At 49.8% G+C, this 13,279-nt stretch carries 12 protein-coding genes and 1 pseudogene; 3 read left to right on the forward strand and 10 right to left on the reverse strand.

Annotated elements, in window-relative coordinates; translation table 11 throughout:
* Positions 1-7: 7 nt before the first annotated feature.
* The 3 genes from LDO05_RS17370 to LDO05_RS17380 all read right to left on the reverse strand — a co-directional run bounded on the left by LDO05_RS17370 (position 8) and on the right by LDO05_RS17380 (position 3,869).
* Positions 8-1,618, reverse strand: coding sequence for a response regulator (locus tag LDO05_RS17370; protein ID WP_251376566.1), 1,611 nt, complete (start codon positions 1,616-1,618; stop codon positions 8-10).
* Complete coding sequence (locus LDO05_RS17375; protein WP_251376567.1) at positions 1,596-3,467, reverse strand: sensor histidine kinase; 1,872 nt, start codon at positions 3,465-3,467, stop codon at positions 1,596-1,598. The genes LDO05_RS17370 and LDO05_RS17375 overlap by 23 nt, the downstream gene beginning before the upstream one ends.
* Positions 3,468-3,692: 225 nt before the next feature.
* On the reverse strand, positions 3,693-3,869 hold the full coding sequence (locus LDO05_RS17380; RefSeq protein WP_251376568.1) for a hypothetical protein: 177 nt from the start codon (positions 3,867-3,869) through the stop codon (positions 3,693-3,695).
* A gap of 250 nt (positions 3,870-4,119) precedes the next feature.
* On the opposite strand from LDO05_RS17380, the gene LDO05_RS17385 reads away from it, so the two are divergent.
* The gene (locus LDO05_RS17385) at positions 4,120-6,489 is read left to right on the forward strand and encodes an EAL domain-containing protein (protein ID WP_251376569.1); all 2,370 of its coding nucleotides are present in this window, start codon (positions 4,120-4,122) and stop codon (positions 6,487-6,489) included.
* Positions 6,490-6,712: 223 nt separating this feature from the next.
* Here LDO05_RS17385 and LDO05_RS17390 read toward each other — a convergent pair.
* Both LDO05_RS17390 and LDO05_RS17395 read right to left on the reverse strand, forming a co-directional pair.
* Positions 6,713-7,012: pseudogene (locus LDO05_RS17390) on the reverse strand (aldo/keto reductase); the annotation flags it as partial.
* A gap of 68 nt (positions 7,013-7,080) precedes the next feature.
* Entirely contained in the window at positions 7,081-7,965 is an 885-nt protein-coding gene (locus LDO05_RS17395; protein ID WP_251376570.1) for a GNAT family N-acetyltransferase, read from the reverse strand.
* A gap of 274 nt (positions 7,966-8,239) precedes the next feature.
* Here LDO05_RS17395 and LDO05_RS17400 point away from each other — a divergent pair, with 274 nt between their 5' ends.
* On the forward strand, positions 8,240-9,445 hold the full coding sequence (locus LDO05_RS17400) for a hypothetical protein (protein WP_251376571.1): 1,206 nt from the start codon (positions 8,240-8,242) through the stop codon (positions 9,443-9,445).
* A 187-nt stretch (positions 9,446-9,632) separates the two neighbouring features.
* Here the strand turns inward: LDO05_RS17400 and LDO05_RS17405 are convergent, their stop codons facing one another.
* Positions 9,633-9,836, reverse strand: a complete 204-nt coding sequence (locus tag LDO05_RS17405; RefSeq protein ID WP_068620988.1) for a cold-shock protein — start codon at positions 9,834-9,836, stop codon at positions 9,633-9,635.
* Positions 9,837-10,023: 187 nt separating this feature from the next.
* Positions 10,024-10,497 (reverse strand): translation initiation factor IF-3, encoded by a 474-nt coding sequence (infC, locus tag LDO05_RS17410; RefSeq protein WP_251378772.1) that lies wholly within the window; start codon positions 10,495-10,497, stop codon positions 10,024-10,026.
* 65 nt (positions 10,498-10,562) lie between these two features.
* Between infC and LDO05_RS17415 the strand changes: the two genes are divergently transcribed.
* Complete coding sequence (locus tag LDO05_RS17415) at positions 10,563-10,874, forward strand: hypothetical protein (protein ID WP_251376572.1); 312 nt, start codon at positions 10,563-10,565, stop codon at positions 10,872-10,874.
* A gap of 41 nt (positions 10,875-10,915) precedes the next feature.
* Here the strand turns inward: LDO05_RS17415 and LDO05_RS17420 are convergent, their stop codons facing one another.
* From LDO05_RS17420 to LDO05_RS17430, 3 genes are all read right to left on the reverse strand, one after another.
* The gene (locus LDO05_RS17420; RefSeq protein WP_251376573.1) at positions 10,916-11,392 is read right to left on the reverse strand and encodes a hypothetical protein; all 477 of its coding nucleotides are present in this window, start codon (positions 11,390-11,392) and stop codon (positions 10,916-10,918) included.
* A gap of 203 nt (positions 11,393-11,595) precedes the next feature.
* The gene (locus tag LDO05_RS17425) at positions 11,596-12,777 is read right to left on the reverse strand and encodes an NAD(P)/FAD-dependent oxidoreductase (protein WP_251376574.1); all 1,182 of its coding nucleotides are present in this window, start codon (positions 12,775-12,777) and stop codon (positions 11,596-11,598) included.
* A gap of 32 nt (positions 12,778-12,809) precedes the next feature.
* Positions 12,810-13,268 carry a DUF1641 domain-containing protein gene (locus LDO05_RS17430; RefSeq protein WP_251376575.1) on the reverse strand — a complete coding sequence of 153 codons (459 nt, stop codon included), beginning with the start codon at positions 13,266-13,268 and terminating at the stop codon, positions 12,810-12,812.
* Between the last annotated feature and the right edge of the window lie 11 nt (positions 13,269-13,279).

The raw sequence follows: 13,279 nt of genomic DNA on the forward strand, positions 1-13,279 counted from the left end.
CCCTATACTACCCTTCTGCCTTCCGGTATTCCCGGGGGGTCTTTCCCGTAACTTTCTTGAATACCCTGCTGAAATATTTCTCATCCTGGAAGCCAACCATGGTCGAGATTTGGGATAATCTCAGGTCCGAGCTCTTCAGCAGCTGCTTCGCCTTGTCGATCCGCAGGTTCGACAGGTAATCCGACAGATTCTTGCGGGTCACCTGCTTGAACTTGCGGGAGACATTCTCCCGGCTAATGAAGAACCGGTTCGCGATATGCTGCAGGGTAATCTCCTGATGGTAGTTATCATGAATATACTGCTTGATGTCTTCTACCAGTTGACTATCCAGATTCCTCATGCCTGTGAACTCACTTGAGATCACCTGAAGGGTTCTCACAACCTGATTCTTCCAGGATATCAGCGAGAACCGCCCGTCCTCATCATAAGGCAGCTCCATTCGCATCAGGGGCACCCCGGACGGCTGCCGTTTACTGAACAGGTCCTTCTGCAAGCGGAGCAGCTCAGCTGCGTACTCCTCGTGCCAGCTCTCCAGCTGTCCGGCAGTAATCACCTGCATTCCGCATATATGCGAATACCACTCATCAGCTACCTCTTCAATCCTCTGGCTGCTCCCCGACATAATAGCAAATCTGAACTTCTCTATATAAGCGGCAAAAGGATTTGGGGCTTCCTCCTCCCCCCTGTCGTTACGGTATAGATGAATCCGATTGTCTCTCTGGAGAAGATTCCGCCTTCTTAGCGCTTCTCTGGACTCTTCAAATGAGGCTTGAATCCCTTCCGGGAAGGCACTGGCACTCCCGATACCTATATCGAACTGAACCTGGTAAGTACGCTGCATGGCCTCATTGATCTTCTGAAGACGTTCCACGACCGGATAGTCGGGGTCGCCAAATAACATCACGACATCGGCCCCGGTGTTCTGGTACCGGAACGCCTGCAAGCAGCTGCCCTCCGCAAGCACCTCATTGCATACGTTCACGGTCACATAAGAGGCCAGCTCCAGATCAGCGTGGAGCCGGTCCAGGAACCGGCGGTTCACGGGATGCAGCGACAGCACGGCTATCACCACCTTCTTCGTACAGCTGCTAAGTCCAAGCTCATCTTCAACCTGCTGCGGGTTCAATTTGGCATAAGGAATTGTACCTGAGACCAAGTCGGACAGAAGCTTGTCCCGATAGACAGGCCGCAGCACATTCAGCTGAATCTTCTGGTCAAGTGACTGGACCCACTCCTCCTCCTCCTGCTTCCACAAGCTCAGTGCACGCTCTGCGGCGGCGACCAACTGCTTGGCGTTCAGCGGCTTGAGCAAATAATCGGTTCCCCCATACATTATAGCGGGCTTCACATAATTGAAATCCTGATACCCGCTGATCACAATGGTCTTGGATCTGGGTGAATTCTCATGAATCCATTTCAGCAGCTGCGAACCATCCATTAGTGGCATAACCATATCTGTGAAGATAAGCGCCGGCCGTTCGGATTCGATAATCTCAATGGCTTCCTTCCCATTCCCTGCTTCAAAGACATTCTCAATGCCGTAGTTCTCCCAGGGAACGAAATAGCGGACGGCTTCCCGCACATGCATCTCGTCGTCAACGATTAGAGCCTTCATCATTCCCTCCTTCCTCCAGATCCCCGCGAAGCTTCCCTATGGGAAATGCAAGAGTGACCGTCACCCCGGATACCTCGTTGGTAACGATACCAATGCTGGACTCTTCCCCGAAATATAATTGGAGACGGGCAAGCACATTGCTAAGCCCAATACTCTCAGATGAATCGTTCTCACGACCTATAATAGCGCTTTCAATTCCTTGCGTCAGCGCTGGATCTTCCGGCATACCTGTCCCATTATCCGATACGGTAATCCTCATATCTCCCGATTCACTAATTGTGCTGCTGATCGCGATTCGTCCGTCTTTGATTCCCTCTTTGAAGCCATGCTTGAAAATATTCTCTACAATAGGCTGCAGGATCATCTTGGGCACCAGAATACGCCGGGTCTCTTCTGAAATATTCAGGATGACCGTCAGATTCTCATCTCCAAAGCGGCCTTTCTGGAGCTGCAAGTAATTCTCCACATGCTCAAGCTCCTCCTGCAGGGTAACCTCTGTCTTCCCCGTTGCCATCGTATAACGCATCATGCTTCCAAGAGAATAGATCTGATCGTAGACTTTGGGAGCATTGTACCTAAGAGACATGGATGCTATGGATTGCAGGGCATTATAGAGGAAATGAGGATTGATCTGCGCCTGCAGCGCCTTAAGCTGATTGGTCTTGTTCGCCAGCTCCAGACGATACTCGGTTAGAATCAAGTCATTGATGGTCTTGGTCATTGCTGTCATTTTGCGGGCTAATATGCCGAATTCATCCTCCGCCTCCATATCAATCCTTGCATCCAGCTGACCGATCTGAACCTTCTGTGTATAGGAAATTAACCGTTTGATGGGCGTGGTGAACCGGATCGATATCCATACCGCGGCACATACGCCAATAATCAGGAAGAACAGCCCAATGACCGCATTGATCTCGGTAATATGCCTGGCATCACTGTACAAATGATCGTAAGGCACCAGCTTGATGAGCGTACCTGTGAAGAGCGGACCCGTAATTCGTTTGAAAAATACAATGCCCCCGAAATTCTCATCCTTCGAGTAGAAATAACCTTCGTTCTTGTCCTCGGGAATGCTGCTCCATCCGGCCGTAAGCCTGCTGCTATGCTGGCCCTGCTCCGAGGTGTACAGCACCTTGTGATCTTCGTTGACCAGGTAGAGCTTCTCTGTTCCAAGGGTGAACATCGACTTGGTAATCTCGCGCAGCTCGGACAATTTGAAATCAATCGACAGGTTCGCCATTACTTCATTGCTCGGAGTCCGGTAGATCGGATAATGAACGCTAAATACCTCTGTAGTCTCGGATTTCAGATTCGGAATGACGTACTTCAGTCCATATCTGTGATCCAGGTGGGTAGGTTCCAGGAACGGGCGGTTTCTGCCGGTGTTGTCTCTCAAAGGGACATAGCCCGGATTCTTCTCCCTGTGGAAGATCCCCTTAATCAGCGTATTGGACTGTTGGTTGGCCCGAATGAACAGATGCAGCTGATAGATATCCTGGTTGGACTGAAACAGGTTATAGAGCTGGCTTGCAATGATATCCCGGTTGTCTGTCAGCTCATGCCCCCTGCCCATCGGGTCGGCAGGCCGGGTATTCTGAATAACGGTGAACAAGGAATTCGGCAGATTAATCCCGCTATAGACGGATAGTGCCAATTGGTTAATTCCGCTAAAATAATTGGAGAGATTCGTGCCGCCAAGCGTCAACAGCTTCGTATTCTCATTAATCGACTTCTCTGTTACAGACGCCTTCGTATACAGATAGGAAGCGGTTAACGAGATACCCGCGGGCACTACCGTAGCGAGTAGAAGCAGAGACATCAGCTTGGTTTGTATGTTCATTTTTTTGAACAACGTCCACCCACCTTTTTTTCCAACATATTAGCAGAGTTCTGTAAATTATTCCACCCTTATCGATACTGCCTTTTTGCGGGGATAAGAACTAGACTTAAGACCTATTATCCTTTGCCGATGTGTTCGGAACGAATCAAGGATTACCTTCCCGGAAATGCAAAAGCTGCAGCCTCTGGAGATCAGGCTGCAGCTTTTGTGCAAACGATTAGCACGGCGGCAAAAGGGTTACTCTCCCTGCTTGCTAACGTACTCATTCGGGATATCCTTGCCCTCTGCGTTGTGATTCTTAAACTGGCTGAGACGCCCGGCTCTGAGCTCTCCACCGCGCACATCGCTCACGCTTTGTCCGTTATTATCCAGTCCCTTAAAGGTCTTCGGGTCATTCTGCTCGGGGTGTGTCATGTCTGCACTCCTTCTCTTGAAGATTCTTGCATTATGACTGTATTATGCCTTGCGCTTCAAAAATCATGCGTCATGTATGAACAGAAAGTGGAAATCTCTTCGCAAAACTACTTTATATATGTCAAAAGAACTATTAAACGTTAAAAAAATAAGACTTTTTGCCGATATAGGTGGTAACTGACTAATAAAGCCATTCCCTATATTGATCCAGAATTGTGCTTACATACCTGCAGAGGATTGGAGAATACTGATGACTATTTTAACCTATTCGATCATAGCAGACCTGATTCCGTTCCTGTTCCTCTTTTATATGGCTGTTGAAGTATTCTTACGTCAGCGCAGCAACCCGCTCCACCAGTTGACTATGATTCTGACCTTCTCCCTGGGACTGATCTTTCTTTTTGACTTCCTGACCATACACTCCACCGTGGGTGATGAAGCCGATTTGTATGCCTCCCTCCGGTTCATAGCTTCCTTCCTGACCATGTCGCTCTCGCTCTATTTCTTCTGTGAGATTGGCAGGCTGGGATCAAGGGTGGTGGTTAGGCATACGCTCTGTCTGCTGCCCATGCTGGGTGTATTCTTTGTCTTGATTCCCATGTACGGCAAGCCTGCCATCCATATGGTCCAGACTGCCCATGGACGCATAACGGAGTTCAGCGGAACCTTCGTGCTGGTGCTTGTGGCTTTAATTTTATATACGCTGCTCGTGCTGCCTATCATTATCCTGATCGCCCACCGCAAGAATCGCAAAAACAAGCTGTTGATTCAGGAACGGTACCGGGTGCGTGTTATTCTTACCGGTTCCACCATGACCGTGGCGCTTCTGATAATCTTAATGGTAATCAGTCAGCTTCTCAAGAATGCCGACCTTTACGTATTTGACTCCTTGTCCACCTACTGTGTCTTTCCTTGGATTATTGCGGTCCGTTACTCCATGGTTCGCTTTGATTTCCTGGCAACGGCAGGCCGGCGTTATGAACTTCTCTACGAAATGTCTCATAATGGCATTGCCCTTCTGGACGAGAAAGGAGTCATTGTGGAGATGAACCAGGCCTTTCAAAGCCTGCTGGGATTTGCCCCCAACAAGCTGAAAGGGCGTCCCTTCCATACCCTCCTGTCTGAGAGTGGAGCCGAACAATTCGTCTCCCTCTATCCAGAGTATTTCGAGAACCTGAAGCCTTTTCACACCGAAGGTGAACTCAAACACCTGGACGGCACGCTAAAGTTCGTCGAGATCCACTGTGACTTCCTGGAGACGAATGGCAAGGTGCTTTCTTTCCTGGTTACCCAGGATATTACCGAGCAGAGGAACACCCAGCGTGAGCTGACTGAGCTGGCCTACAACGATACACTAACCGGCCTCGGGAACCGGAGATTACTGCAGGACCGAATAAAGGCTGCCCTTGAAGACATTCATTCCAGTGGTGGCAAAATCGCCATTATCTTGATCGATCTCGATCAATTCAAATGGATCAACGATACGCTCGGCCATTCTTCAGGAGATCTGATGCTCCAGCAGGTTGCCAGCAATCTGAAGAGACACCTGCCGCGGAACTGTGTAATTACAAGACTCGGAGGGGATGAATTCGCCATCATGATTGCAGATCTGAAGGAAGAATTCGAAGCGGTTATTCACTGCAATACTTTAATAGAGGTATTCAAGGAGCCCTTTGCGGTAGCGGACAAGCTGTATAATGTCACGGCAAGTATGGGAATCAGCATTGCGCCGCGTGATGGGACCGCGATTGATACCCTGCTTCAGAATGCGGATATGGCCATGTATGAAGCGAAGAGAGCTGGACGTAATCAGTTATATATGTTCAACAAGGATCTTCAAGAGAAGGCCGACCGGTATCTGGCCGTCTATAATGGACTCTCCAAAGCTATTGCCCAGAACGAGCTTACTTTGCACTATCAACCCCAGATTGACCTGCAGACCCGGCGGGTGCATGGAGTAGAAGCTCTATTGCGCTGGACCAGCCCGGAACTTGGGCCAGTATCGCCGGCTGAATTCATTCCCGTGGCGGAAGATACCGGGCTGATCCTGACCATTGGCGACTGGGTGCTCCAGGCTGCCGTTCATCAGGCTAAATATTGGGTGAACCGGGGCTACAAACATTTTGTGGTATCTGTAAATATTTCTGCCCAGCAGCTAAGAGATCCGCATTTGGCGGTGAAGATTATTGAGCTGCTCCGGGTAGAGGGCCTCCCCGCCCGGAACTTGTGTCTGGAAATAACCGAGAGTACGGCAATCGTCGACCTGGAAACTTCCCAGCGTCTGTGCAAGGAATTAACCAGCCTGGGTATCACACTGGCCCTGGATGACTTTGGTGTGGGATACTCCTCCCTAAGCATGCTGAATAACCTCCCGCTTCATTACCTGAAGATCGACCGGTCGCTGGTTACTAACATTGCTGTCAGTCAGCGGGACTCGTCCGTGGTAGGAACCATTATTGAGCTGTCCAGGAACCTGGATATGAAGGTCGTGGCGGAGGGAATCGAGACAGATGAACAGCTCCGGCTCCTGGAGCAGCTTGGCTGCCATGAGGCACAGGGCTACTTGTGCGGTAGACCTATGCCTGCAGATGACCTGACCCGGTTCCTTGAAGGTAAGTAAAAGCATTTAACTCCACATCAAGATGTGGAAGAGGAAGGCAAAAGGGACATCCCGAAAGCCATATATATGGCCTTCGGAATGTCCCTTTGTTATACATCAGCCGGCTTTGTGGCCGCTGCTTGTGCCTGGTACAGTTCCTTGTTACTTGTGCTTGATACTGTTATTAAATACTGCTGTTGTTGTAAGCAGCTGTTCGCTGCAAGCTGCCGCTTGCCTCCGATTACTACCAGGCATAGGCACGGGGCGCCTCGGCCCCCGGTCCCGGGAAGATGTCATCCAGCTTCTGAAGGACCGCTTCGTCCAGTGTGATCTCTACCGCACGCAGGGCATCCTTCAGCTGCCCGGCAGTGCGCGGCCCAATAATCGGGGCAGTCAGCGCAGGATGATGAAGGGTCCAGGCCAGTGCCACATTGGCCTCGGACTCCCCAATCTCCCTGCATAGGGCTGAGAAGGCTTCCAGCTGTGGACGGAGCGATTCAATTCGCTCTGTCTGATGGGAAGTCCGGGTCCCTCTCCCCGACTTCAGTAGATAAGATGCAGTTAATATAGCTTGCATATGCCGGCGCAGATCCGCTCTTAATCACAATTAAGCTAGACCCGGTTCATCACCTTCTCCATGTATACAAGCTCGACTCCAACGGCGAATCCCGTTTCCCTCAGAACCTGGACCAGCTCCGTATGGCTCGCCCGGAGATTGACGATCACCTTTCTGGCATTTCCTTTGCCCGGATCGAACACCTGACCCAACATATACTTATATATCTGCTGAGCACCGATCTGCTCTGGCCGAACTTCGCATTGGTACAGTGCGATTGAAGCGAGCCCGCCCTGCGGATCATAGCCCTGTCTGTATACCGCGTAGCCCACCGGTTCACCGCCGAGATAGACGATGATAGCCTGTCCACCCTTTGCACTCTGCCACTGAGCCTGCCAGGCGGCTGTGCTATTATAGAACGACAGCCCCGATGCCGCGATCGGCATATCCGTCATCGTAGTCAAGGTGGAATCCATGCCCGATTCCGTCTCCAGATGGACAGGGTCGCTGCTGCTCATATGCAGAAGCTTATCCTTGACGGCATAACCGAACTTTTCATACAGCTTAATGGCCCCCTTGTTCTGGACAAAAGCCTCCAGTGTTGCCAGATGTACCCCAGCCTCATGGTATGCCTTCATGCTCTCTTCCATCAGGAGCTTGCCAAGGCCTTGCCCCCGGTACTTCGGAGCAATCCCGATCCCTCCGTTCCAGCCGGTTACCCTGCCCTTGGCAGAACGGATTCCATTAAGATTAATGCCGATTGGCTTATCTCCGTCCAGCAGGATGCTTGATAAATCCAGTTGCAGGTCTTCATTCGTTAACCTTGCCACGAAAGCCTGCAGAGGCATGGACAAATCTACATAATATCCCTCAAAACCTCTCTCCCAAGCCTCCAGAACCAGCTTCATCGGCACCTCATGCAGTCTCTTAATTGTTAACATGTCCTCACCCCTTCAGCAGATAGTAGGTTCCTAGTATAGAAAGATCCCCAGTCCTTGGCATCATTCATAAGTATTGTCCGTTAGTATCATTCATGGGTGGCCATTAGTTCTGTTCATTAATATCAGCTTACAGCACTGCTCCCCAAAATTCCAATTCGTCTAATCACATTCACAGATCCAGGTTCTAGCAGATTGACGGATGATGTGAAGTGGCTATATAGTAGGGAAAGGTTTTTGCTAACTGGAAAATCTTAACGATTAGGAGCGGTCCTTAATGAAATCCCATCCATTAATATCACGTCCTGCCCTAGTGCCTGCGCTTCTGTTCGTCCTTGCCTTTGTTCTACGTCTAATCTATGTCTATGTGACCAGCACCCAAAGCTTTCTTGAAGGCGACGCCGGACGTTATTTCGCCATGGTACAGCAGATGCTGTCGGACCAGATTTACGGATATGGCAGTGAAGAATCCAACGCCCGCGTAACTCCCGGCTTCCCATTGTTCGCCTATATCATTTACTCGCTATTTCCGTTCACGCCGGATGTCTTCAAGTGGGTGAATATTCTAATCGGTGCCTCCACGGTCTTCCCGGTATGCTATTACGTAAGCTCCATATCACGGCCTTTGCTTGGCTGGGCGGCAGGATTATTCGTGGCGGTGTATCCGCCATTCATCTACATGACCGGTCTATTCCTGACGGAGACCCTGTTCATCTTCCTGCTTGCCCTGTTCTTCGCCAGCTGGCAGTGGATGATGAAGCAACCCGCGATCTGGCCGATCCTGTTGAATGCCGCAGTGCTTAGCTGGACCATACTCACCCGGCCTGGCATGCTGCCTGTACTGATCATTGCCGTGCTGTTCTTATTGGTCACCAAGTCCACCCGGCGCATACTTGTTCCTTATCTGCTAACCATCATGGTCTGCTTCCTCCCCTGGGTCCTCCGGAACTGGATTGTACTGGACGAGCTTACGCTGCTCGCTTCCGATAGCGGCAATGCCCTGTTATCCGGCGCATATCCCTTCTTCGAGGAGAAGCCTAACTACCGAGAAATGTACAGCCTCGGAATGAGTCAGACGCAATATGGCATCAAGGTGATTCTACAAGGCTTCAAGGAGAATTTCCTGGAGTATCTGAACTGGTTCTCCTTCGGCAAGCTGATCTATACGTTCAAATCCATGTGGGTCAGCAGCACAATGAATTTTCCACAGCTCTATATGTACGGCGGCGTTCTGCTCCACTATCTGACTTTACTGTTATCCCTGTTCTCCGTTCCTTACCTGCTCTTCAAAAAAAGCTTTCTTGCCTTTGCATTCGCTGCAATGCTTCTCTTCCAGCTGCTGTTCATCCCGACTGCCCGCTATGGTACGCCATTTATGCTTCTGATGGCCATGCTGGTCTGCTCCGCAGGATACACGCTGTGGATGAACCGGAAGCACAGCGGCAGGCTGCCGGCCGCATCCCCCTTGGAACCCTTGCACTGATTCATTGGGGACACTGGCAACAACAATCTAATAAATTGACAAACAAGTCTCCGGACCACGGGAAATGTGGACGGAGACTTGTTATGTAGTACCCTCATTACCCGTTCACCAAGCCGGCCCGTGAGCAAAACAAAAAAAACATCCCTTAACCAATTGGTTAAGGGATGTTCGTATCTGTAATATAATATTACAGTTTTACAACGTTCTCAGCTTGTGGTCCACGGTTGCCTTGAACAACGTTGAACTCAACGCGTTGGCCTTCGTCCAAAGTTTTGAATCCTTCGCCAGTGATTGCGGAGAAGTGTACGAATACATCGTCGCCACCTTCAACCTCGATGAAACCGAAACCTTTGTCTGCGTTAAACCATTTAACTGTACCTTGTTGTGCCATGTGTATTACCTCCAATAATTTATTTAACATGTTTCTTTTTATTCTTTAAAATAAAAAATTCACACATTGTAAAAGGTTCATGCTGTTGTATGATAACCCTTTACAATGTGTAAATGAGGTTAACGCTCAAGTAACCTCATTATAGCCTATCCATTTTTAAAAAGCAAATCGGCACGAAAATAAATTTTTAGCTGGGATCTACTTGTACATCCGCTTGTTTACCGCTTACATGGATGCCTGACTTTGGACTCCCAACCGGCTTCAGATCGCGCAGCAGCTCCTCCAGAAGCGCCTTGGCCGCAGTTCCTTCCTTGCCGGAGATCTTAACCACAAGCTGAACGGAGTCCCCTGATTTCAGAATGCGCTCCGCCTGCTGCCTCTTCGTCTCGTAATCATGCTCTTCAATCCGGGCGGTCAGCCGGATCTCCTTTACCTTAGAAGGTTGACTCTTCCTGCGTTCCTGTCCAGCCGCCTGCTTCGCGGCTCCTGCCGGAATCAGGCGGCAAGGGGGCGGGCTGCTCATCATGGATGTGCAGACAAGATCCACCTTAAGCTGCTTGGCCATGGCAAGCGCTTCAACCGTAGGCACGATTCCGAGATCCTCACCGTCCACACCGGTGAGCTGGACCTCGGAAGCTTTTATTTTCTCATTCATGATCATTGTTATCATACCCGGCCTTTCGCTATAATATACGGTACTTCATATACAAAAGGAGCTTTCCCATTATGAGCCATCGTAAAGAGATCGAAGAACAAATCATTCAGAACTATCAGCGGGACGAGCAGATGATGATCCTGATATTCGCACAGTGGTGTGTGAATCACGGACTTGACCCGGCCGAGCTGTATGAGCGGGCTTACCCTCAGCAGACTGCGAACGCCGCCCTGCAGCAGGGAATTGAGCTGACGGTTCCAAAGGAAGAAGCCGGCGAGATTCCACATGATACTCTGCTTAGTGTGCTGTCTTTGTACGGGAACGAGGACCTTGCCTTTGTGGTTACAGAAGAGATCGGGAAGCTGCCCAAGAATAAGAAATAAAGTAAGCGTGAGCTTCTCGCAGGACTGTGGGAGGCTCCTTCTTAATCCCTCTCGACCAGGTACTTGTTCGTCATGTAGTGGGCATCGCCTTTGTTCGTCTTCACCGGCGGCTTCTTCTTATCCAGGAATACAATCTCCTTACACTTGGTACAGTACCATTTAGTCCGGTAGTAAGGAGATTCCGTTGTATAGGTGGTGCCGCATTTACAATCAATATGAATCCATACGGAATTCTTCTTGAACTCCTCTGAAAGTCTGTTGTAGACTACTTCCTGCTGCTTGGGAAGGACCACTTCGCGGTAGCTGGAGAAGACGTTCTGCACTTTGAAATCCGCCACCAGTTCAGGATTCAGCCCGAAGAACTCTTTGCCAATCTCGGTTACAAACTTGGTGCTGCTCTTATAACTGTCCAGCCACTCCCCAATCTGGGCTGCGGAGAGAGGAACCGTTCCTTTAACCCCGCTATTCAACGTGTAGGTCATTATATGTAAATTGTCTTCCTGTTTGTTAGAATACATCCTTATACCTCCTGAATGGATTGAACGAGCTCCATACACCTCATCTATATTTATTCCACTTAATTATTACTCATTAATGTACCACTAAGTAAAGCCTAAACAAAGCCTGTTTGTGTTGGAAAAATCATACTGCTTCACCTGTTGACAAAAAAAAAGAAGAACACGCAGGCGTGCTCTCCTTCTTGAAGAGTTGGAACTATGAATTAGTAAGCCAGAGCGAAAAGGCCGTGGATGTGGGACAAGTAACGAATGTTACTTGCTTCCTTCATCAAGGAAGCCGGAGTTCCCTTCAGGCGGGTCTGGTTAGCACCCAGCATAGCAATTCCGTCTTTGCGTCCAAGGCTTCCAAGCGTACCTGAGAATACCGGATTGAATACTTCGAATGGAGCACCTTTGATCATAGCAGACAGATTGTAGCCGATCGTCTCGCCCATTTGCCATGCCAGCTGAGCTGTCGGCGGGTAAGGACGCGCACCTTCACTTGGAATCACAACCGCGCTGTCCCCGGCGATGAATACATCTTTGTGGGAAGTTGATTGAAGAGATTCCGTTACGGATGCACGGCCGCGGTTAACCTCGATGCCGCAGTTAGCCACAACGGAGTTCCCTTGAACGCCGCCTGTCCATACCAACGTGGAAGTCTCGATGGAACGTCCATCTTTCAGAATTACAGAGGTCGGCTTCATTTCTGTAATTGGCACTCCAGTTACGAACTGAACACCGCGCTTCTCAAGACTGGTTGTCGCACGTTCCACAAGCTCTGGCGGGAATCCTGCCAGAATGGAAGGTCCGGCTTCAACACAGTACAAGGACACTTCGTTGAAATCAATACCTTTTTGACGGCAGATCTCAGGAAGCTCATCCGCGAATTCACCAACAAGCTCAACACCTGTCAAGCCGCCGCCGCCAATCACGAACGTAGCATCCGCTTTGTTCTTGGATTGCTTATATGCGTTAAGTCTTTCTTCCACATGAGCGCGAACCCGGTTCGCATCATCTACGGATTTCAAGGTGAAGCTGTACTCCTGAAGTCCAGGGATTCCGAAGAATGCAGTCTCACTGCCCAGTGCGATGACAAGCGCATCGTATCTGAGGGTATTTCCGTTGCCAAGAACGACCTGCTTGTCATCCGGCTTAATCGTCTGAACGGTATCAATCACCAAATTCACGTTCTTGCCTTTGAGCAGCTTCTCCAGCGGAAGTGCTACTGCTTTCTCATGAAGATTGCCTGCAGCAAGGCGGTGAAGTTCAGTAATAATCTGGTGGGTCGGATAACGGTTAACGACAGTAATGTTCGCTTCATTCGCATCAAGATACTTGCGTGCAGTCAATGCGCTTAGCAATCCGCCGTAGCCGCCGCCCAAAATCAAAATTTGCTTCGACATATCCATCCTCCATTCTAAAATGTTTGTTTAGATTAACGCTGTGCTTTTTGGCGATCGTTCAATGTGTCCAGGAAAGCCTGGGTGAAACGAAGCGATTTTTGCACATTAGGGTCTTTAAGGATTTTGAGCAGGCCAAATACACCGATCGTTGAGGTGTCGGCTTGCGCGCGTTCGTTGGCTTCGATTGCCGTTGCGGCAATTCCTTTGACCTTACCCACTACCGGAGTAGCGAATTCAGAGAACCCGTGTTTCAAGTCGTTAACGAAGACCGGATCCTTGGCAATGCTTTGTGCGAAGTCATAGGCGGTAGTCAGAGCGCCCATCATTTCAGTAAGCTTCGGCAGCTGGTCTACCAGCACCAATAGGGATTGCTGTACCTCCGGCTTCATCAGCTGATCCAGCAATTCTCTCCCAGCTTCAGGGGACACCGCTTGAGAAGCCACTGCCTCCCCGGCAGCAGATGTCTCTTGTTGATTAGAAGTTTGTGACATTTGGAACTTCC

The organism is Paenibacillus sp. YPG26 (assembly GCF_023704175.1).
Taxonomy (GTDB): Bacteria; Bacillota; Bacilli; order Paenibacillales; family Paenibacillaceae; genus Fontibacillus.